This is a genomic window from Mesorhizobium sp. M0816, from assembly GCF_040320005.1.
Taxonomy (GTDB): domain Bacteria; phylum Pseudomonadota; class Alphaproteobacteria; order Rhizobiales; family Rhizobiaceae; genus Mesorhizobium.
In genome coordinates, this window is sequence record NZ_JAMYOT010000015.1 from 54645 (window position 1) to 74992 (window position 20348).

General features: G+C 63.6%; 17 protein-coding genes. 5 read left to right on the forward strand and 12 right to left on the reverse strand.

Annotated features, from left to right (window positions below; genetic code table 11):
- Positions 1–126 precede the first annotated feature (126 nt).
- The 6 genes from NKI17_RS22650 to cysG all read right to left on the reverse strand — a co-directional run bounded on the left by NKI17_RS22650 (position 127) and on the right by cysG (position 5866).
- A complete protein-coding gene (locus tag NKI17_RS22650) occupies positions 127–747 on the reverse strand; it encodes a DJ-1/PfpI family protein (protein ID WP_352620261.1) in 621 nt (206 codons plus the stop codon).
- Positions 748–884: 137 nt separating this feature from the next.
- Complete coding sequence (locus NKI17_RS22655) at positions 885–1421, reverse strand: DUF934 domain-containing protein (RefSeq protein WP_352453969.1); 537 nt, start codon at positions 1419–1421, stop codon at positions 885–887.
- A gap of 208 nt (positions 1422–1629) precedes the next feature.
- The gene (locus NKI17_RS22660; RefSeq protein WP_352448339.1) at positions 1630–2394 is read right to left on the reverse strand and encodes a phosphoadenylyl-sulfate reductase; all 765 of its coding nucleotides are present in this window, start codon (positions 2392–2394) and stop codon (positions 1630–1632) included.
- Positions 2369–4039 (reverse strand): nitrite/sulfite reductase, encoded by a 1671-nt coding sequence (locus NKI17_RS22665; RefSeq protein ID WP_352906822.1) that lies wholly within the window; start codon positions 4037–4039, stop codon positions 2369–2371. Before NKI17_RS22665 ends, NKI17_RS22660 begins: the two co-directional genes overlap by 26 nt.
- A 73-nt stretch (positions 4040–4112) precedes the next feature.
- On the reverse strand, positions 4113–4418 hold the full coding sequence (locus tag NKI17_RS22670) for a DUF2849 domain-containing protein (RefSeq protein ID WP_023675243.1): 306 nt from the start codon (positions 4416–4418) through the stop codon (positions 4113–4115).
- The gene (gene cysG / locus NKI17_RS22675) at positions 4415–5866 is read right to left on the reverse strand and encodes a siroheme synthase CysG (RefSeq protein ID WP_023675242.1); all 1452 of its coding nucleotides are present in this window, start codon (positions 5864–5866) and stop codon (positions 4415–4417) included. Before cysG ends, NKI17_RS22670 begins: the two co-directional genes overlap by 4 nt.
- 440 nt (positions 5867–6306) lie before the next feature.
- On the opposite strand from cysG, the gene NKI17_RS22680 reads away from it, so the two are divergent.
- Complete coding sequence (locus tag NKI17_RS22680) at positions 6307–6756, forward strand: baeRF12 domain-containing protein (protein ID WP_023675241.1); 450 nt, start codon at positions 6307–6309, stop codon at positions 6754–6756.
- 91 nt (positions 6757–6847) lie between these two features.
- Here the strand turns inward: NKI17_RS22680 and NKI17_RS22685 are convergent, their stop codons facing one another.
- The 5 genes from NKI17_RS22685 to NKI17_RS22705 form a co-directional block, all read right to left on the reverse strand.
- Positions 6848–7600, reverse strand: coding sequence for an SDR family NAD(P)-dependent oxidoreductase (locus tag NKI17_RS22685; RefSeq protein ID WP_023675240.1), 753 nt, complete (start codon positions 7598–7600; stop codon positions 6848–6850).
- A 61-nt stretch (positions 7601–7661) separates the two neighbouring features.
- On the reverse strand, positions 7662–9914 hold the full coding sequence (locus NKI17_RS22690; RefSeq protein ID WP_352906823.1) for a transglycosylase domain-containing protein: 2253 nt from the start codon (positions 9912–9914) through the stop codon (positions 7662–7664).
- Positions 9915–10205: 291 nt separating this feature from the next.
- Positions 10206–10457: a hypothetical protein gene (locus tag NKI17_RS22695; protein ID WP_352906824.1), complete on the reverse strand. Its 252-nt coding sequence runs from the start codon at positions 10455–10457 to the stop codon at positions 10206–10208.
- Between the two features lie 202 nt (positions 10458–10659).
- The gene (locus NKI17_RS22700) at positions 10660–11280 is read right to left on the reverse strand and encodes a ribonuclease D (RefSeq protein ID WP_023675237.1); all 621 of its coding nucleotides are present in this window, start codon (positions 11278–11280) and stop codon (positions 10660–10662) included.
- A 103-nt stretch (positions 11281–11383) separates the two neighbouring features.
- The gene (locus NKI17_RS22705) at positions 11384–12769 is read right to left on the reverse strand and encodes a M20/M25/M40 family metallo-hydrolase (protein ID WP_352906825.1); all 1386 of its coding nucleotides are present in this window, start codon (positions 12767–12769) and stop codon (positions 11384–11386) included.
- 450 nt (positions 12770–13219) lie between these two features.
- Between NKI17_RS22705 and polA the strand changes: the two genes are divergently transcribed.
- The 3 genes from polA to NKI17_RS22720 all read left to right on the forward strand — a co-directional run bounded on the left by polA (position 13220) and on the right by NKI17_RS22720 (position 17354).
- Complete coding sequence (polA, locus tag NKI17_RS22710; protein WP_352577456.1) at positions 13220–16168, forward strand: DNA polymerase I; 2949 nt, start codon at positions 13220–13222, stop codon at positions 16166–16168.
- Between the two features lie 360 nt (positions 16169–16528).
- Positions 16529–16807, forward strand: a complete 279-nt coding sequence (locus NKI17_RS22715) for a type II toxin-antitoxin system RelE/ParE family toxin (protein WP_352577441.1) — start codon at positions 16529–16531, stop codon at positions 16805–16807.
- Positions 16808–16901: 94 nt separating this feature from the next.
- Entirely contained in the window at positions 16902–17354 is a 453-nt protein-coding gene (locus NKI17_RS22720) for a hypothetical protein (protein WP_352568251.1), read from the forward strand.
- Between the two features lie 141 nt (positions 17355–17495).
- Here the strand turns inward: NKI17_RS22720 and NKI17_RS22725 are convergent, their stop codons facing one another.
- On the reverse strand, positions 17496–17900 hold the full coding sequence (locus tag NKI17_RS22725; protein WP_023675234.1) for a Fur family transcriptional regulator: 405 nt from the start codon (positions 17898–17900) through the stop codon (positions 17496–17498).
- Positions 17901–18111: 211 nt separating this feature from the next.
- Here NKI17_RS22725 and NKI17_RS22730 point away from each other — a divergent pair, with 211 nt between their 5' ends.
- Positions 18112–20313 (forward strand): caspase family protein, encoded by a 2202-nt coding sequence (locus NKI17_RS22730; RefSeq protein ID WP_352577440.1) that lies wholly within the window; start codon positions 18112–18114, stop codon positions 20311–20313.
- Positions 20314–20348 lie beyond the last annotated feature (35 nt).

The following is a 20348-nucleotide window of genomic DNA, read 5'->3' on the forward strand; positions in this document are numbered from 1 at the left end:
CGTCGCGCTCGACCGGCCTCATGCGACGCGCTTTAGGTTCTTGTTTATGCATGCCGTTATCGCAAAACCGCTGAACACTTTTGCGCGACATGCGTTAGGGGTGCGGCGGGGCTCCACATTCCGAGCTTAAGCCGCCTGGCGCTGGTCGCGCATCAGGACATCGCCCTGGCGGATCTCGGTGCCCAGCACTTTCAGGCATTCGCGCATGAACGCGGCAAGGCCCGGCCAGCCCTTGGCCGACACCAGATTGCCGTCGACATGGGCGCCGGTCGGCGCAACATCGATATAGATGCCGCCGGCCAGCGTGACTTCCGGCTCGCAATATTGCAGCGCCGCGACTTCGCGGCCGCGCACCACGCCGTCGACCGCGATCAGGATCTGCACGCCGTGGCAGATGGTGAAGACCGGTTTTCCCGTCTCATGGAAATGCCGCACCAGCGCCTGCACGCGCTTGTCGATGCGGATATATTCCGGCCCGCGCCCGCCCGCCGCGTAGACGGCATCGTAGTCGGCCGGATTGACCTCGGAAAACGTCTTGTTGAGGATGTAGTCGTGGCCGAGCTTTTCCGTATAGGTCTGGTGGCCCTCGAAGTCGTGCAGCGAGGTCTTCAGGATATCGCCGGCCTTCTTGTCGGGGCAAACGACATGGACGGTGTGGCCCACCGCATGCATGGCCTGTTCAAAGACGAAAATCTCGTACTCCTCGCTGAACTCGCCAACGAGCATCAATATCTTCTTGCCAGCCATACCCGGTTCCTCCCTTGTGGCCACATTTATTCGGATCACGAAATAATGGGCCTATCCTAAGGCGGAGAGGCGCAAAATAAAAGGCTGAATCGGGAATGTGGTCCGACCAGATAGGGCTTCTGGTCCCCTGGAGCAGATCAGCCGGCGCGCACCCGCCGCCACGAATATTTCGGGCCTTTGGCCTCCGGCTTCACCGCCGGCTGGTAGGACAGCGGCAGTCCGCCGGTCCGACCTTGCTCGAGCCGCTTCAGCAGCACCGGGTGCGATATCTCGAATTCATCGAAGCCGAGGCGCAGCATATGCGGCAGCTGATCAATCAGCACCTGCCCGGTGGCGCGCATAGCGCCTGCAAAATGATAACGGCTGCGCAGCAATTCGCCCTTGGAGAACGAGCGGCCGTCATTGAACGCCGGAAACGCCAGCGCCACCAGCGACAGCTGATCGAGCAGGCCTGCGATCTTTTCGAGCTGATCGCCGGGCTGCAGCAGCACACCGATGCGCTCCTTCGCCGACCGCCGCACCTCCGGATCGAGGCCGAGAAACGCCTGCAACGGCAGGATGAAACGGCCATTGCCGACCAGCGCCTCGGCGCTTTCGGCATGAACCCACTCGTCCTCGCGGAACCCATCCGGTGTCCACAGCCTCATGGCGTTTTCGGCTATCAAGTCGCTCATCAAGAAAATTCCCAAGTCCAAAGATTCTAAAGTGCAAAACACCTCAGGGTGCGTTGAGATTCAGGTCAGGCCGAGCCGAAGCCGACGGCGGGCGCGAAGCGACCAAACTGGGTGGCTTCCGAGAACCGGAGCGGAGCGTACTTTGGGTACGTGAGCGCCGGAAGCGCAGGAAGCCGCCGTTTGCAGGCCGGCTGAATATCAACATATCCTAAAGCGAGGCGTCGGTCAGCGACCTTTCCAGCCCCGACAAGTGGATGCCGCATTCGGTCTTGGCGTGCCCGGCCCAGCGGCCGCTGCGCGCGTCGTCGCCCGGTTGCACCGGCTGCGTGCATGGGAAACAGCCGATCGACAGATAGCCATAGGCGACCAGCGGGTTTTCACGCAGCGCATGTGCGCGCATGTAGCCGGCCTGGTCTGATGTCGTCCAGTGCGCCAGCGGATTGATGCGGATGCGCGAGCCGACCGCCTCGAACACCGGCAGCGCTGCCCGGGTCGCCGCCTGGAAGCGCTTGCGGCCGGTGAACCAGGCGCGGAACGGCTCGACGCCGCGCGCCAGCGGCTCGACCTTGCGCACGTCGCAGCAGGCGTCGGTATCGGTCTCGTTCAGATTGCCGGTCGGGTCGATCCTTGCCAGCGCCGCATCGTCGGGCCTGATCACCCGGATATCGCTCAGCCCGAAATCGGCGGCCAGCGCGTCACGATAGCCGAGCGTCTCCTCGAAATGCTTGCCGGTGTCGAGAAAGATCACCGGCAGCGTGCGGTCGATCTCGGCGATCATGTGCAGCAGCACCGCCGAATCCGCGCCGAAGGACGAGACGGCGGCGATTTCGCCGTGAAAGAACTCCCGGGTCGACCGCTCGATGATCTCCAGCGGCTTCAGATGGCCGTAGAGCGCGTCGAGACCCGCCGCTTGGGCGGCGATGCCGGCCTCGACGTCGACGATCCGGTCAAGCGGCCTTGGCTTCGCCAGCATAGAGCGCCTCCTTGAACGGCGCGGGACCGACTCGGCGGTAGGCGTCGATGAATCTTTCGTTTCTGTCCAGCCGAAGCCCGAGATAGGTCTCGACGATCTGCTCGATGGCATCGGTGATCTCTTCCGAACTGAAGCCGCGGCCGATGATCTCGCCGACCGAGGTGTTCTCGTCGGCCGAGCCGCCGAGCGTCACCTGGTAGAGCTCGGCGCCTTTCTTCTCGACCCCGAGGATGCCGATATGGCCGACATGGTGATGGCCGCAGGCATTGATGCAGCCGGAAATCTTCAGCTTCAATTCGCCGATCTCGCGCTGGCGCTCCAGCGAAGCAAAGCGCCGCGAGATTTCCTGCGCCACGGGAATGGAACGCGCCGTTGCCAGCGCGCAATAGTCGAGGCCGGGGCAGGAGATGATGTCGCTGATCAGGTTGGAATTGGCCGTCGCCAGCCCGATATCGACAAGCGCGTCATAGACCGCCTTGAGGTCGGCCCGCGCGACCTGCGGCAGGATCAGGTTCTGCTCGTGACTGACGCGCAGCTCGTCGAATGAATATTTTTCGGCAATGTCGGCGACCGCTTCCATCTGGCTGTCGGAGGCATCGCCCGGCGTCTCGCCGATGCCCTTGAGCGAGATGGTCACCGCCGCGTAGTCGGGATGGCGATGGGTGACCACATTCTGGTCCAGCCATTCGGAAAAGCTCTTGGAGTCGAGGCGGGCAAGCTTGACCGCCTCATCGCCTTCCGGCCGGTCGACAAGCGCCGGCGGCGCGAAATAGGCGTCGATGGCGCGGATGTCTTCTTCCGGCAGCCTCAGCTCGGCGTCCTTCAACTCCTGCCATTCGGCCTCGACCTGGCGGGTGATCTCCTCGACGCCGGTCTCATGGACCAGGATCTTGATGCGCGCCTTGAACTTGTTGTCGCGACGGCCGTAGAGGTTGTAAACGCGCAGGATCGCCGTGCAGTAGGACAACAGATCCGCTTCGGGCAGGAAATCGCGGATCTTCTTGGCGACCATTGGCGTGCGGCCCTGGCCGCCGCCGACATAGACGGCGAAACCGAGCTCGCCGGCAGCGTTCTTCTTCAGATGCAGGCCGATGTCGTGCGTCTGGATGGCGGCGCGGTCGCGCTCGGCGCCGGTCACCGCGATCTTGAATTTTCGCGGCAGGAACGAGAATTCCGGATGCACCGACGACCATTGACGCAGGATTTCGGCATAGGGGCGCGGATCGGCAACCTCGTCGGCGGCTGCGCCGGCGAAGTGGTCGGCAGTGACGTTGCGAATGCAGTTGCCGCTGGTCTGGATGGCGTGCATCTCGACGCTTGCCAGATCCGCCAGGATCGCCGGGATGTCCGACAGCGCCGGCCAGTTGAACTGGATGTTCTGGCGCGTCGTGAAATGCCCATAACCTTTGTCGTATTTGCGGGCGATGTGGCCGAGCATGCGCAGCTGCTTGCTGTTCAGCGTGCCGTAGGGCACCGCGATGCGCAGCATATAGGCATGCAGTTGCAGATAGACGCCGTTCATCAGCCGCAGCGGCCGGAACTGGTCCTCGGTGATCTCGCCGGCAAGGCGCCGCGCGACCTGGTCGCTGAACTCGGCGACGCGGGCCTTGACGAAATCGTGGTCGAACTCATCGTAACGGTACATATTCAGGTCTTTCCGGGCGCGTCCGCCCGTTATTTTCTTCGTTCGAGCATGATCGGGATCATGCTTGGGTCATCTATGCCGCGCGTGCGGCTTGCGGACGGGCCTGCTTGCCCAGGTCGTTGCGGGTGGTCGGGCCGGCGGCACGGATCTTTTCACGCAGCCGGACCGCTTCGACCGTGCCGTTGGCCACGGTCACGTCTATCAGGTTGACGTCGACCACTTCGTTGGCGGCGGAGGCCTTGGCGCCGATCGCCTCCAGCCGGTCCTCGGCCGCCTTGTCATGGGCGATGTCGGCATGGTCGATGGTCTCGGCCCAGCCGCCATTGGCGTACCAGACGGCTATGCCGTCGGCGAGGCGGTTCGCGGTCAGGACTTTCATTGGTTCACTCCTTGCGCGGCAGCACGGGCCACGCTTTCCTGCCTGTGTGCCGCCAGTGGCTCGGACCGTTCGAAATTGGCGCCGGCGACCGCGTCGCCGATGATGGTCATCACCGGGCCGCTGAGGTCGGCACGCGCCTCCAGCGATGGCAGGTCGGCGAGCGTGCCGTGGAAACGGCGGCGGTTGGCAAGGCTGGCATTCTCGACCACGGCGACGGCCGTATCCGGCGACAGGCCGGCTTCGATCAGCCGGCCGGCGACCTCGGCGGCGACCGAGCGCCCCATATAGACGGCGACCGTCGCGCCGGAAATGGCGAGCTTTGCCCAGTCTGGCAGCGAATTTCCCTTGAGGTCGTGGCCGGTGGTGAACACCATCGACGACGACACGCCGCGCAGCGTCAGCGGCAGTTCGAAATCGGCGGCGGCGGCGAAGGCCGCGGTGACGCCCGGAACCACTTCGTAGGCGACGCCGGCATCGCGAAGTGCCGCCATCTCCTCGCCGGCCCGGCCGAACACCAGCGGGTCGCCGGACTTCAGCCGCACGACACGCTTGCCGGCGTGGCCAAGCTCGACCAGCAGCGCATTGATCTCGGCCTGGCTCTTGGAATGGCAGCCCTTGCGCTTGCCGACCGGCAGGCGCTCGGCATCGCGGCGGCCCATGGCGACGATCGCCTCCGGCACCAGCGCGTCATGGACGATCACGTCGGCTTCCATCAGCAGGCGATGGGCGCGCAGCGTCAAAAGGTCCTCGGCGCCTGGACCGGCGCCTACAAGCGCGATATGGCCCGATGCCGGCTCTTTCGAAAGCAGCAGGCCGACGGCCGCATCATGCGCCTGCGAAAGCTCGCCGGCCTCGACAGCGCGGGCCGGCGCGCCGCCAAAGAAATCGCTCCAGAAGCGGCGGCGGGCATTGCCTTTCGGCAACAGTTTTTCGGCGGCGTCGCGAAACGACGCGGCAAGGGCTGCGAGCGGACCGAGCGAGGGCGCCAGCATGCGGTCGATGCGGCTGCGCAGCATCTGCGCCAGCACCGGGCCGGCACCTTCCGTGCCGATGGCAATGGCGACCGGCGCGCGGTTGACCAGTGCCGGCGTGAAGAAATCGCATAGCTCCGGCCGGTCGACGGCATTGACCGGAATGCCCAGCCGGCGCGCATCCCCGGCAACGCGGCGATCGAGCGCCTCGTCGCCGCTGGCGGCAAACACCATCACCGCACCATTGAGATGTGCTGCATCATAGGCCTCGGCGATGTGGGCGGCCCCCGTCTCGGCGATAAAGGCCAGCAGCTCCGGGCTTGTTTCATCGCTGACGATGCGCAGCGCAGCGCTCGACTGCGCGAGCAGCCGCGCCTTGGCCAGCGCTTCCTCTGCGCCGCCGACGATGGCTATGGCTTCGCCCTCGACCCGCATGAAGACGGGAAAGGCATTGAGCTTGGGCGTGGCTTGCGGCATGACGAGCGGAATCCTGGAACCGTTTGTCAGTTCTACGCGGGGGCGCGAAAAACCAGAAGGCACCCACTCGCGCATCGCTTCGTAGCAGGCAATCTCTTTTCTGCAAGCATGAAGGCCAAGAGAAAAATATTCCACATTCAAATGCGGAGCAGATTGAAGCTGCTGTTGCAGCCCTTGATCCGCTGCCTTTCTAGCGGCCGGAGGAGCTAACCACAAAACAGATTTTTCTAAATTCTATCAATTTAGTAGATTAAGCCGCCGGATGCCGACCGAGCCATCAAAGGCAGCCCGGCGCTCTCGCCGGCCCTTGTCGGAATACCGGGTCCGAGTGCCGGAACATTCCCGCCTCGGCACGCGTTTGCTCTATGGACCCAGGCCCGGTCACACCCCTGCGGCAAAGGCCCGGCGATGGGCTCGAAAAATCAAAAAAGGAGCGCCCCATGAGCAACGTCAGACTGAAACGCGGACTGTGGATCGTGGTGGCAGATGGCGAAAAGGCGCTGTTTCTCGAGAACCGTGGAGACGTCCAATATCCCGACCTTCAGGTCGTGCACGAGATGGAGCAGGAAAATCCGGCAACCCGAGAACAGGGCACCGACCGCCCCGGCCGCTACAGCGACGGCCCTTCCGTCCACCGCAGTGCGGTCGAGGACACCGACTGGCACCGTCTCGGCAAGGAGCGTTTTGCCGAAGAGATTGCCGACAGGCTCTACAAGCTCGCGCATCGCGGCAGCTTCAAGGAGATCGTGCTGATCGCGCCGCCGCCGGTGCTGGGCGACATGCGCAGGAAACTGCACAAGGAGGTCACCGACAAGATAACGGCCGAAATTCCAAAGACGCTGACCAACCACAGCATACCCGATATCGAGAACCTGCTGCAGGCGACCTGATCGGGCATCGGCGGCGTCAACCGCCGCCAGACTTGAACACGCCGCCCGCGATGCTGACAAATCCTGCCGGCTCGCTCGCCTGGAAAGCCTTCTACACGTGCTGGCCGCCATTGATGTGTATTTCCGAGCCGGTCACGTAGGACGCCTGCTGCGAGCACAGGAAGAAGATGATGTCGGCGACTTCTGCCGTGGTGCCCAATCTTCTCAGCGGGATGGTCTCGACGATTTTTTCGGTGCCCGGCGACAGGATCGCGGTGTCGATCTCGCCCGGCGCAATCGCATTGACGCGAATGCCGTGCGGGCCGAAATCATGCGCCATCTCGCGGGTCAGCGAACCGAGTGCCGCCTTCGAGGTCGCGTAGGCGGTGCCGGCGAAAGGGTGCACGCGAGTGCCGGCGATCGACGTGACGTTAACGATCGAACCTTTGGCCGACGCCAGCTCCTTGAACAGTCCCCGCGCCAGCATGATCGGGGCGAAGAAATTGACCTGGAAGACGTCGCGCCAGACATGCATCGGCGTGTCGATCGAGTTCATGCGGCTGTTGCCGTCCTTGAGCTTGGGCGAGATGCCGGCATTGTTGACCAGCGCATGCAGCTGGCCGCCATGCGCCTCGAGCCGGTGGCGGATTTCCGAGATGGCGATGCCGACATCCTCCTGGTCGGCGAGATCGACCTTGATATGGTCTTCCGGTCCGGCCGGCCACGGGCAGTCCTCGGCAAAGGCCTGGCGCGAGCAAGTGATGACGCGCCAGCCTTCGCGTGAAAAGCGCTTGACCGTAGCGTGGCCGATGCCACGGCTGGCGCCGGTCAGCACAATGGTTTTTCTGGTGTCGGTCTCTGCCATTCGCGGTCTCCAAACGGGAGATGTAGCGGAACGCGGCAGCGGTGGCGAGGGGGCCTGTTGTTCAGCCGCCTGTCAGAATGTCCAATATCGAGGTCTGCCGCTTCTTGACAGGGCCGCCAACATTGCCGGGCGGCACCGGGTGCTTGATCGATCCGGTGGCGCTGTCGACGCCCGGCATGGCCAGGCCGCCGGCATCGACCGTCTCGGCAGGACGCACGGGACGCGAAGCCGACTGGGTAGCTGCTGTAGGCGGCGCCGATTGGCCAACGGAAGCGACCGGCGCCGGCGGCGCCGTGTCGGACGGTATGTCGTCCGGGACGATGGTGTCGGGCGGCGTCGACTTCCAGGTTCCGGGCAGCGGCCGCACCGGCACGCCCTCATGCGCGGCGACCATGAACTCGTGCCAGGCCTGCGCCGGCAGCGCGCCGCCGGTGACCTTCTTCATCGCGCTGCCGTCATCATTGCCGAACCAGACGCCGGTGGTCAGATTGGCGGTATAGCCGATGAACCAGGCGTCGCGCGAATTCTGGCTGGTGCCGGTCTTGCCGGCCGCCGGCCAGGCGAACGCCGCCTTCCTGGCCGTGCCGATCTCGACCGTGCCGGTCATCATCGAGTTCATCATACCGACAACATCGGGCTTGACGACGCGCGGCGCACCGCCGCCATTGTTTTCGTAGAGCACCTTGCCGTCGCTCGTCGTGACGCGGCGGATGAAATGGATGTCCGGTTTATAACCGCCATTGGCGAAGGGAACATAGGCCGAGGTCAGTTCCAGCGGCGTCACTTCCGAGGTGCCGAGCGCGATCGAAGTGTTGGCCGTCAGCTCGGACTGGATGCCCATGCGGTGCGCCGCCTCGACCACCGCATTCGGCCCGACTTCCATGGTCAGCTGCGCGGCAACCGAGTTCAGCGATTTTGCCAGCGCCGTCGCCAGCGTCACCTTGCCGAAATATTTGCCGCCGTAATTGTCGGGCGTCCAGTTGCCGATCTTGATTGGCGCGTCGTTGCGCACGCTGTCGGGCGTGCGGCCGGATTCCAGCGCCGCCATGTAGACGAACGGCTTGAACGCCGAACCCGGCTGGCGGCGCGCTTCCGAGGCGCGGTCGAACTGGCTGGTCGAATAGTCGTAACCGCCGACCATCGCGCGCACCGCGCCGGAATTGTCGATCGACACCAGCGCGCCCTGGCTGACATTGAGTTTTTTGCCGCTCTGGTCGATCAGCCGGCGGATCGATTGCTCGGCGAGTTTCTGCAGCGTCAGATCGACGGTCGTGTCGACGACGATATCGCGGCGCACGTCGCCGATCAGGTCGGGCAGTTCTTCCATGATCGTATCGGCGACGTAGTTTTCCGAGCCGGTCCAGTAGGACGGCGCGCGCGTCGCCGGCGCGCTCATCGCCGTTGTCATCTCCTTGGCGCTGATCTTGCCCTCGTCGCGCATCGCGGCGAGCACCAGCTGCGAACGCTGTTCGGCGGCCTTCGGGTCGCGCGCCGGCGACAGCCGCGACGGCGCCTTGAGCAGGCCGGCGAGAAGGGCGGCCTCCGACAGCGTGACGTCGCGCGCGCTCTTGCCGAAATAGCGGCGCGAGGCCGCTTCGACGCCATAGGCGCCCGAGCCGAAATAGACCCGGTTGAGATACATTTCGAGGATCTGGTCCTTCGTATGCTTGTGCTCCAGCCACAGCGCCAAAAGCACTTCCTGCACCTTGCGTTCCAGCGTGCGGTCCGGCGTCAGGAACAGGTTCTTGGCCAGCTGCTGGGTCAGCGTCGAGCCGCCCTGCGAAAAATGCCCGCCGAGCACATTGGTCGCCATGGCCCGGGAAAGGCCGATCGGATCGATGCCGAAATGCGAATAGAAGCGGCGGTCTTCGATGGCGATGACGGCTTCGGGAATGTAGGGCGACATTTCGTGCAGGCCGACGGCCTCGCCGCCGCTCATGCCGCGATTGCCAAGCAGCTGGCCGTCGACCGAGACGATCTTGATGTTGGGGGCGCGGTCGGGAATAGCCCAGGTGGTGGCCGCCGGCATTTTCGCGCCGTAATAGACGACGATGCCGGCAGTGGCGATGCCGCCCCAGATGGCCAGCACGAAGCACCAGTAGAACAGCCGGGCAAGCACGCCGAACACGCCGCGCCGGCTTTTGCCGCGCCCGCCGCGCGGCGGCTTGGCCTTGGACGATTTGCGCTTTGCAGCGGCTTTTCGGTTGCTCGGCACGACGCGGTCCTCCTCGCTTACCGAAAAACCGGCCGAGGATCTCGCCCCCGGCGATGCCTCGAAGCTGGGCTCGATGCGGCTGTCTTTCCGGTTCGCCATGCGCTGTGCTGTCTTCCCCATGCCTATGGCGTTGGGGTTGAAGACTAGATGCGGCGGTTTAAAGGCGGGTTAAGTCGGGAAAAATCGAAATAAACTGTATTCAGTCGCTTGCCGAACGGCTGCGGCCCGCGACAGCGCCAAAGTCGGAAATGAAAAACCCGCCTCGGCGGGCGGGTCGTTGGAGCCAATGAGCACCATAGCGAAATTAGTAGCATAGCTGCCGGCACAAAGCAAGAACAAAATATGCTTTGCCTCAGAATAATCACTTCAGTTCGGCGGTTGCGACAACCCTCAGTCGTCGGCATCCGGGTCGTCGGAGGCCGGCCGCCAGCTGATCGGCTCGATCTTCCTTTGCGTATGGCCGTCGGTATAGGCCCACCAGCCGGCGTCGCTTTCGTCCCAGTCGCCGCCGGCCGCCTTCAGCCGGTCGAGCGAACGGTATTGCGCGATGCTCTCGTTCATCACGCCGTCGCTATCCTGCCAGTAGACGGTGACCTTGGAGCCGTCCCTCGGTGCCGTTTCGATTGATTTTCGGGCAGCCATTTTCATTTCTCCCGGTGAAGCGAACGGAACGCAGGGACAAGCGTCCGGTTCCTGGCCGATGGCCTTTAGGAGAATTCGCTCCGGCGAGACATATGGCGTGGTTTTCGAGAACCGGAGCGCAGCGGACATTTGGGTCCGTGAGCACCGGAAGCGGAGAAAACTGCGCCAGATGGCCGCCGGAGTAGAATTATCATGAAGGCCATTAGCTGTGGGCGAAGATATCCTCCTCATCCCAGCCCATCAGGTCGAGTTTCGCACGCGTCGGCAGGAAGCGGAAGCAGGCATCGGCTTCCCTGGTCCGGTTGTCGCGCGCCAGCCGCGCGCTGAGCACGTCGCGCAGCCGGTGCAAATAGAGCACGTCGGAGGCGGCATATTCGAGCTGCTCGGGCGACAGCGTCTCGGCGGCCCAGTCCGATGATTGCTGCGCCTTCGATAGGCCGACGCCGAGAAGCTCGAAGCAGATGTCCTTGAGCCCGTGCCGGTCGGTGTAGGTGCGCGTCAGCCGCGACGCGATCTTGGTGCAGAACACCGGCTCCGGCATGACGCCGAAGGCGTTGTAGAGCACGGCGAGATCGAAGCGGCCGTAATGGAAGAGCTTGGTGATGCTGCGGTTCTTGAGCAGGCTGACGAGGTTCGGCGCCTTCTTCTGGCCGGGCGCGATCTGGATGACGTCGGCCGAGCCGTCGCCCGGCGAGATCTGCACGACGCAGAGCCGGTCGCGATGCGGGTTCAGCCCCAGCGTCTCGGTGTCGATGGCGACCGCCCCGACATCGTAATGCAGCAGGCCGGGCAGATCGTTTTTGTGGAAACGTATGTCGCTCATCGTCTTCTCCGGTCGCGGCCCCGTGCAGCGATGCGCGACGGACCGTGCCCGTCCTTGCCGCGATCCGGCGAAAAATCAACAAAAACTTGAGTCTGGCGCAATTTCAGCGTGTCAGCGCCTCGAGAATGCGCGCCCAGGAGCGCTGGCCCTTGTGGAAGGAGCTCATCTCGTACTTCTCGTTCGGCGAGTGGATGCGGTCGTCGTCGAGACCGAAACCGACCAGCAGCGATTCCATGCCGAGATAGGTCTGGAAATCGCCGACCACCGGGATCGAGCCGCCGCTGCCGGTCACCACCGCTGGCTTCGGCCATTCGTCGGACAGCGCCTGCTTGGCCTTGGCCAGGAAGGGCGAGTCGTAGGAAAGCTGGATTGCCGGCGAGCCGCCATGCGGATGGAATTCGACCGAGCAGTCGGCCGGAACGCGCTCTCTGACGAATGCCTGGAAGGCGGCGCGGATTTTTTCCGGATCCTGTTTGTGGACCAGGCGGAAGGAGACTTTTGCCGAGGCTTGCGCGGCGATCACCGTCTTGAAGCCCTTGCCGGTATAGCCGCCGATAATGCCGTTGAACTCGGCCGTCGGTCGCGCCCAGGTCAGCTCGAGCACCGAGCGGCCCTTTTCGCCGGACGGAATCGACAGGCCAATCGGGCCGAGGAAGGTCTCGGCCGTCTCGCCGAGCGACAGCCACGACTGCAATATCTGCGACGGCGTTTCCTCGACGCCGTCATAGAAACCCGGAATGGTGACGTGGCCATCCTCATCATGGATATCGGCCAGGATTTTCGCCAGGATGCGGATCGGATTGGCTGCCGCACCGCCATAGAGCCCGGAATGCAGGTCGCGGTCGGCGGCAGTCACCGTGATCTCCTCGCCGACCAGCCCGCGCAGCGAGACGCAGATCGACGGCGTATCGCGGTCCCACATGCCGGTGTCGCAGACCAGCGCGAAATCGGCCCTGAGCTCATCCGCATTCGCCTCGAGAAACGGCTTCAGCGACGGCGATCCGGACTCCTCCTCGCCCTCGAACAGGATTGTGATTCGGCACGGCAATCCGCCATGCACCTGCTTCCACGCGCGGCAGGCCTCGACGAAGGTCATCAGCTGGCCCTTGTCGTCGGCCGCGCCGCGGCCGGTGATCACCTTGTGGCCGGGCTCGATCTCCTTGACCGCCGGCGCGAACGGGTCGCTTTCCCACAGCTCGATCGGATCGACCGGCTGGACGTCGTAATGGCCGTAAAACAGCAGATGCGGCGCGCCCGCCGGCCCATCGTGATGCGCGACCACCATCGGATGCCCCGGCGTGTCGCGCACGCTGGCGTCGAAGCCGATCAGCTTGAGCTCGGCGACCAGCCATTCGGCGGCCTTGCGGCAGTCGGCGGCGTAGTCCGGATCGGTGGAGATCGACTTGATGCCGAGCAGGCCGAACAGGCGTTCCAGGCTCTGGTCGAAGTTCTTGTCGAGGCGGTCGAGAACAGGGGAAACTGCGGACATCTGGCGGGGCCTTTCGATTCTGGCGGCGAATCTAGAGCCCATACGGCGAAACGGAAAGCCCGCGACCGTTAGGCCACAACGCAGGATCTTGTCGAAAGGCAAAAAAATGCCGCCGTGGTGGAGGGGGAACCACGGCGGCCTTACTCGAAACGATGCGGCAGCCCGGAGAGGGGGGATAGGCTGCCGCAAGTGTCCGGGATAGGCGGGGGACGGGCCTTGCTCCGGACTTCGGCGAAAACTGCCGATGGCGTTTATCTGTGTCTGCGAACGTGGCGATTCAAGGGCACAAAAATTACACTTTTGTAACATAGGCGTGAGCGAACAAAGCTCCGGCCAGGGCCGCCAGGGCCGGCCAAGCTCGCACGCCATTTGTCAGGGTGTTGCCGGAACCCTTGGCGGAAGCCGCCTTTGGCATGGACCGCGGCGCTGCGCCGCGCTATCCCTCGTGCCATGAAAAAAGGCGATCATCTCTTCCTTGTCGACGGCTCCGGTTACATCTTCCGTGCCTATCACGCGCTCCCGCCGCTGTCCCGCAAGTCCGACGGGCTGCCGACCAGTGCCGTGCTCGGCTTCTGCAACATGGTCTGGAAGCTGACGCAGGACGCCCGCAACACCGATGTCGGCATCGTGCCGACGCATTTCGCCGTGATTTTCGACTATTCGTCGAAGACCTTCCGCAACGACCTCTACCCCGAATACAAGGCCAACCGCTCGGCGCCGCCGGAAGATTTGATCCCGCAATTCGGCCTGATCCGCCAGGCGACCAGGGCCTTCAACCTGCCATGCCTTGAGACGGAAGGCTACGAGGCCGACGATTTGATCGCCACCTATTGCCGGCTTGCCTGCGAAGCCAGCGCCGACACCACCATCATCTCTTCCGACAAGGACTTGATGCAACTGGTCGGCCCAACGGTTGCCATGTACGACCCGATGAAGGACCGCCAGATCGGCGTTCCCGAGGTGATCGAGAAATGGGGCGTGCCGCCACAGAAAATGATCGACCTGCAGGCGCTGACCGGCGATTCGGTCGACAATGTGCCGGGCGTGCCCGGCATCGGGCCGAAGACGGCGGCGCAATTGCTCGAACAGTTCGGCGACCTCGACACGCTGCTCGTCCGCGCCGGCGAGATCAAGCAGGACAAGCGGCGCGAATCGATCATCGCCAATGCCGACAAGGCGCGCATCTCGCGTGACCTGGTGACGCTGAAGAACGACGTGCCGGTGACCGAGGGGCTCGACGAGTTCGTGTTGCACGCGCCGGACGGCCCAAGGCTGATCGGCTTTCTCAAGACCATGGAATTCTCGACGCTGACCCGCCGCGTGGCCGAAGCGACCGGAACCGACGCGGGCGACGTTCCAGCCACCCCCGTCACCATAGAGCGTGCCGATACCGCGCATGGCCCCGATATGGGTTTTGGCGCGCCCGCGGCCGCCGAGAGCGCACCGCCGTCGGACAAAGCGGCACTCGAAGCCCCGGCCGCAGCCAAGCAAGGCGACACCCCATCCCTGCTTTCGGCGCTTCGCCTGGAGGCTGCCACCGCCCGCAAGATCGACACCAGCGCCTACGCCTGCATCCGCGACGCCGCGACGCTGAAGGTCTGGATCGCCGAGGCGATGGAGAGAGGCATCGTCGCCTTCGACGTTAAGACCTCCTCGCCCGATCCGATGCGGGCCGAACTGATCGGCCTTGCCATGGCCGTCGCGCCCGGCCACGCCGCCTACGTGCCGCTTGCCCACAAAAACGGCAATGGCGACCTGCTCGGCGGCGGCGCGGTCGAAAACCAGATCCCGATCCGCGACGCGCTGGCGTTGCTCAAGCCGCTGCTCGAGGACAAATCCGTCCTCAAGATCGTGCACGACATGAAATACCGCCTTGTCGTCATGAGCCGTCACGGCATCGAGATCGGCCCCTATGACGACACCATGCTGATCTCCTACGTGCTTGAGGCCGGCACTCATGGTGGCCATGGCCTGGAGGCGCTGGCCGATAAATGGCTCGGCCACGCGACCATTCCGCTGAAGGAACTGGCCGGTTCGGGAAGAAGCTTCGTCGGCCTCGATCAGGCCGACCTCGGCAAGGCGACGGCTTACGGGGCCGAGCACGCCGACGTCGCGCTCAGGCTCTGGCAGGTGCTGAAGCCACGGCTTGCCGCCAAGGGCCTGGTCTCGGTCTATGAACGGCTGGAACGGCCGCTGGTGCCGGTCCTGGCACGGATGGAGCAGCGCGGCATCTCCGTCGACCGGCAGATCCTGTCGCGGCTCTCCGGCGAACTGGCACAGGGTGCCGCACGGCTCGAGGACGAGATCTACCAGCTGGTCGGCGAACGCATCAACATCGGCTCGCCAAAACAGCTCGGCGACATCCTGTTCGGCAGGATGGGTCTGCCCGGCGGTTCAAAAACCAAGACCGGCCAGTGGTCGACCTCGGCGCAGCTTCTCGAAGACCTCGCCGCCGAAGGCCACGAATTGCCGCGTAAGATCGTCGACTGGCGCCAGCTGACCAAGCTGAAATCGACCTATACCGATGCGCTGCCCGGCTTCATCCATCCCGACACCAAGCGCGTCCACACCTCCTACGCGCTTGCCGCGACGACGACCGGACGGCTGTCGTCCTCGGATCCCAATCTGCAGAACATTCCGGTACGCACCGTCGAGGGGCGAAAGATCAGGACGGCCTTCATTGCCGACAAGGGCAACAAGCTGGTTTCCGCCGACTACAGCCAGATCGAATTGCGCGTGCTGGCCCACGTCGCCGAAATCCCGCAGCTCAAGCAGGCCTTCGCCGACGGCGCCGACATCCACGCCATCACCGCGTCCGAAATGTTCAACGTGCCGGTCGAGGGCATGCCTTCGGAAGTGCGCCGCCGTGCCAAGGCGATCAATTTCGGCATCATCTACGGCATTTCGGCCTTTGGCCTCGCCAACCAGCTGTCGATCGCGCGCGAGGAAGCCGGCGACTACATCAAGAAATATTTCGAGCGCTTCCCCGGCATCCGCGACTATATCGATGCGACCAAGGCCTATGCCCGCGAGCACGGCTTCGTCGAGACCATTTTCGGCCGCCGCATCCACTATCCGGAAATCAGATCGTCAAATCCTTCGGTCCGTGCCTTCAACGAGCGCGCCTCGATCAACGCCCGCCTGCAGGGCACCGCGGCCGACATCATCCGCCGCGCCATGATCCGTATGGACGATGCCCTGGAAAAAGCCAGGCTTTCCGCCCGCATGCTGCTGCAGGTGCATGACGAGCTGGTCTTCGAGACCATCGAAGCCGAGGTCGAGGCGACGATCCCGGTCGTGTGCCACGTCATGGAGAACGCGGCCATGCCGGCGGTGTCGATGTCGGTGCCGCTGCACGTCGACGCCCGCGCCGCCAACAACTGGGAAGAGGCGCATTAGGGCGGGGACGGATATCGACTTCCTGTTGAGGAGCCCCAATATTCTGATGTGGCCTACCTTCATCAGCCTACGCGCCCGTTGAGCCATCTTTTCTCAAGGTTCACGAAAAGCAGCGGTGTGGTATACTGCCCCCATGATCACGAAGACACTCGAGAACCTGGTAAAGCACGCGGAAGCTTGGCCTCGCGAAGACCAGGAGGAGCTTGCCGACTATGCCCGCGTCATCGAGGCGCGCCGAACCGGAGTGTATGCCACGTCGGAATCAGAGCGCAGCGCCATCACAACGGGACTCGCAGAAGCCGACCACGGCACTTTCGTAGATGAGGATACGGTTCGCGCGGCAGACACCCGCCGCAGACTATGAAGGTCCGATTTACGCGGCAGGCCTTTGCCGAACGCGAGGCGATTTTCAACTACCTCGACGAGCGGGCGCCCCAGGGCGCCCTTTCAGTTGTTTCTCGGATCCAAGCTGGGATTTCGCGACTTGCCGAATTTCCAGAAAGTGGCCACGCGACCGATATTCCTGGCGTTCGCGTTCTCTTCATAGGTCGCTACCCCTACAAGGTTTTCTATCGTGCCCGTTCCGATGCAATCGAAATCCTGCACATCCGGCATACCTCAAAGAAGCCGGTTGGCTAGGCCGTAAACTAGGTGGAAAGCGGACTTGGGATTTGTGGAAAGCACTCATGGCGTATGTCATGCTAGAACCGCAGTCATCAAGAATGGTTCATGCATGAATTGGGAACAGATAGCATCGGATTTCGCTTGGGACGGCTCATGGCGAGACATCTACGTTCTGAACACGTCTGAGGCAGATTGGCAGGGCGTCTGGAACATCCTCCTGGAATGGACCCCGCCTGCTAGTTTCAGTGTCTCCGGCAAGATCGAGTCGATGCCATTGGGCGTCGAAGCGGCCCTGGAAAGCGAAACAGGCAGCTTACTGTCTTTTTACGTCGGGCCAATTCAGCTTGCATGTCACTTCTTCACCGTTATCGAAATTGAGTTCGACTTCGATCCAAGGCAAGTCAGCGGAAAAACCGAGGTTGAGCACCTTGACCGCTTTATGCGATTGCTCGGTGACGCTACTGGGAAGCAGATAATTCTCACGCAGGAAAATGATCAACAGGCTATCATCGCACGCTACTCTCCCGATCTTGAGAGGGTAGTTTGGACTGCACTTTCATAGCCGAATGTCTGCAACGGGTCGTTTGTTGACTGGCGGCTTCCGCCTCATGGAGGCTATCGCCAAACCATAGGAACCATCGTGAGCCCACCAGCGAGGCGTGAATACTGCCCCGCCGCCTTCGAAGTGTTGCCTTCGGGCTTGCTAAGCCGCTTCAGCCAAACACTTCGCACATGTCCCACGAAACTCGATCACCGCCTTCTTGGCGGCGAAGCCGGTCGAACGCACCCATTCGTCGAGCCGGTGTCCGACATCGTGGTCGGAGAACTCGGTCACCTGGCCGCAGGTGTCGCAGATGGCAAACGCCGTCATCGAATGGCTGTGGTCGTGCGGCTCGGCACAGGCGACGAAGGAATTGAGGCTTTCGAGCCTGTGCACGAAGCCGGATTTCACCAGCGTGTCGAGCGCCCGGTAGACCTGCAGCGGCGCGCGAAAACCGCGCTCGCGCAGTTGGTCGAGCAACGTATAGGCGCTGAGCGGGCCGCTGGCGGCCTCGAGCTTCTCGAGAACGCAAAGCTGGTTCTTCGTCAGTACATCCCTTGCCGCCATGATCCTGTTCCAAGCCGCTCCGTGCCGATCGCTGCCATTTCGCAAGCAGTCGGACCTCTTCCACTGAGATAGCGACGAACTGCCATTTTTGCTACTGTTTCTATTCGCAGCCGGTGGTCGGCTGGCCGGCGGCGCCATATTCAAAATACTGACAAAATCCTCGGCCAGGCTGGCCGTGCTTGGAAATTCGATCGGGCTTGGGGAAGCAATCATGATCAAAGTGACGCGGCGGACGCTGCTTGCCGGCACGTCCGCGCTGGTCGCTGCCGGCCTGGTGCCGTTTCGGGCATTCGCAGCGGCGCGCACCTACCATGCGCTGCTTGTTGCCTGCACCGATTACCCGAACCTGCCGAAGAAAAACTGGCTGATCGGACCGAAAAACGATGCCGGCTTGGTGCGCGATTACCTCCTGGGGAACACGCCCGCGCCGGTAAAATTCCTGGCCGAAAACGTCACGCTGCTCGCCAAGGATGTCGAAGGCGCCAACGGACCGCCGACACATGCGGCGATCAAGGCGGCGTTGGCCGATCTTGCCGCCAAGGTCCAGCGCGACGATTTCGTCTACCTGCATTTGTCCGGTCACGGCGCGCAGCAGCCGGCAGCGAACAAGGGCGACGAGACGGACGGCCTCGACGAGATTTTCTTGCCGTCCGACATCGACAAATGGGTGAACCGCGAAAAGGGCGTGCCCAATGCGCTGGTCGACAACGAGATCGGCACCGCGCTCGACGCTATTCGCGACAAGGGCGCCTTTATCTGGGCCGTGTTCGACTGCTGCCATTCCGGCACTGCGACGCGCGCCGCCGAGGTCGACGACGAGTTGGAACGCAAGGTCGAGTTCGCCGATCTGGTCGGCGGCGACGACGCTGCCAGGGCGGCTGCGGTGAAAGCCTATGACGAGATTGCGTCGGCCGCGCCGCGCGGCTTTGACGAGGACGGGCAGCGCAAGCCGGCCTTCAAGCTGACGCCGACCGGCGCCGAGCCGACCACCAAGGGCAAATTGGTCGCCTTCTACGCGGCGCAGACGGTGGAGACGACGCCCGAGATGCCGCTGCCCAAGGGCACGGCCGATGCACCGCGTTTCGGGCTGTTCACCTTCACCATCCTGTCGAAACTGGCCGAGAACCCCAACATCACCTACCGCCAGCTCGGCCAGGCCGTGCTGCAGCAATATTCGGCGGACGGCCGCACCCGGCCGACGCCGCTGTTCGAAGGGGAACTCGACGCCCGCGTCTTCGGCACCGACAAGACCGACGCGGTCATGCAATGGCCGATCGTCATCGAGAACGACAAAGCCACGATCGGCGCCGGACTGCTGCATCGCCTCACCCCGGGCAGCAGGCTCGCAATATTGCCGTCGGCGCTGTCGCCGCTGTCCGAGGCGCTTGGCTATCTCCAGGTGCAGTCGGCGAAAAACCTGGAAAGCCGGGTCAAGCCGGTCGAGTTCGGCGGCAAGCCGGCGCTCAAGCTGGCCGACATCCCCGCCAATGCCTATGCGCGGCTGGCCGAGCTCGCCGTCGACTACAAGCTCGTGGTCGCGCGGCCGGCAGCGGCCAAAGGCCTCGAGAAAGAGGCCGCGCTGGCGAACTCGGTTCTCGACGAACTGGCGGCCAGGGAGAGCTCAGGGTTCCACATCGCGCTGGTCGAGCCGGGCAGGAGCGCAGATCTGCGTCTCGCAGTGCTGCGCGAGAACGCCATTGCCGGCGCCGCAGAAGATGCCACCGACGCGCCGGCGCTGTGGTTCCTGCCGGCTTCGGGCGACATGACGCTCAAGGGCGGCAGCAAGCCGCCGTTGATCGTCATTCATCCGGACGGCCGCGAAAAATTGATCGAGGCCGCCGCAGGGAATCTGACGAAAATCTTCCGCGCCATCGGACTGTCGAGGCTGGCCGCCGCTTCCGATTATCGGCCGGAAGAGGTCAGCGTCGAGTTCCGGATCAAGCGTTTTGACAGCGACACGCTGCAGCCGATCGAACCGTCGACGGTGCCGCGTGTTTCGCCCGACGATCAGGTCCACGTGCTGGCCAGGAACGGTTCGACCAACCTGGTCGACATCAACGTGCTCTATGTCGGCTCCGACTATTCCATCCAGCATTTTCTTGCCGAGCGCCTGACCGAAGGCGCCGTGCTCGAGGAAGGCCTGTTCAAATTCACCGACACCAGCTTCGGCATGGAGCGGATGATCGCCGTCTTGACCGAAGCACCGCCGCAGAGCGAGAAGCAGGATCTGAGTTTCCTGGCGCAAGAGGGGGTTGTCTCGGTAACGCGCGGACTGGGACAGCCAAGCTTCGCCGACATGCTGGCCGATATCGGCATGGCGCCGGCGACGCGGTCGGCCATGCGGCTGACCGACGACAAGGGGTCGAAGGGCGCCGTGATGATCTTCCCGATGGAGACGGTGCCGCGCGCCTGAGGCGGGGTCAGGTGCCCGGCCGGGCCTCTTGCCTA

Excerpts from the sequence above, each read along its gene's own strand:
- NKI17_RS22695 (WP_352906824.1), bottom strand. The coding sequence starts at position 10,457 with ATGGCTGCCCGAAAATCAATCGAAACGGCACCGAGGGACGGCTCCAAG.
- NKI17_RS22665 (WP_352906822.1), bottom strand. The coding sequence starts at position 4,039 with ATGTACCGTTACGATGAGTTCGACCACGATTTCGTCAAGGCCCGCGTC.
- NKI17_RS22660 (WP_352448339.1), bottom strand. The coding sequence starts at position 2,394 with ATGCTGGCGAAGCCAAGGCCGCTTGACCGGATCGTCGACGTCGAGGCC.
- NKI17_RS22655 (WP_352453969.1), bottom strand. The coding sequence starts at position 1,421 with ATGAGCGACTTGATAGCCGAAAACGCCATGAGGCTGTGGACACCGGAT.
- NKI17_RS22725 (WP_023675234.1), bottom strand. The coding sequence starts at position 17,900 with ATGGCGGCAAGGGATGTACTGACGAAGAACCAGCTTTGCGTTCTCGAG.
- NKI17_RS22670 (WP_023675243.1), bottom strand. The coding sequence starts at position 4,418 with ATGAAAGTCCTGACCGCGAACCGCCTCGCCGACGGCATAGCCGTCTGG.
- NKI17_RS22720 (WP_352568251.1), top strand. The coding sequence starts at position 16,902 with ATGAATTGGGAACAGATAGCATCGGATTTCGCTTGGGACGGCTCATGG.
- NKI17_RS22700 (WP_023675237.1), bottom strand. The coding sequence starts at position 11,280 with ATGAGCGACATACGTTTCCACAAAAACGATCTGCCCGGCCTGCTGCAT.
- NKI17_RS22715 (WP_352577441.1), top strand. The coding sequence starts at position 16,529 with ATGAAGGTCCGATTTACGCGGCAGGCCTTTGCCGAACGCGAGGCGATT.
- cysG (WP_023675242.1), bottom strand. The coding sequence starts at position 5,866 with ATGCCGCAAGCCACGCCCAAGCTCAATGCCTTTCCCGTCTTCATGCGG.
- NKI17_RS22650 (WP_352620261.1), bottom strand. The coding sequence starts at position 747 with ATGGCTGGCAAGAAGATATTGATGCTCGTTGGCGAGTTCAGCGAGGAG.
- polA (WP_352577456.1), top strand. The coding sequence starts at position 13,220 with ATGAAAAAAGGCGATCATCTCTTCCTTGTCGACGGCTCCGGTTACATC.
- NKI17_RS22685 (WP_023675240.1), bottom strand. The coding sequence starts at position 7,600 with ATGGCAGAGACCGACACCAGAAAAACCATTGTGCTGACCGGCGCCAGC.
- NKI17_RS22680 (WP_023675241.1), top strand. The coding sequence starts at position 6,307 with ATGAGCAACGTCAGACTGAAACGCGGACTGTGGATCGTGGTGGCAGAT.
- NKI17_RS22730 (WP_352577440.1), top strand. The coding sequence starts at position 18,112 with ATGATCAAAGTGACGCGGCGGACGCTGCTTGCCGGCACGTCCGCGCTG.
- NKI17_RS22705 (WP_352906825.1), bottom strand. The coding sequence starts at position 12,769 with ATGTCCGCAGTTTCCCCTGTTCTCGACCGCCTCGACAAGAACTTCGAC.
- NKI17_RS22690 (WP_352906823.1), bottom strand. The coding sequence starts at position 9,914 with ATGGCGAACCGGAAAGACAGCCGCATCGAGCCCAGCTTCGAGGCATCG.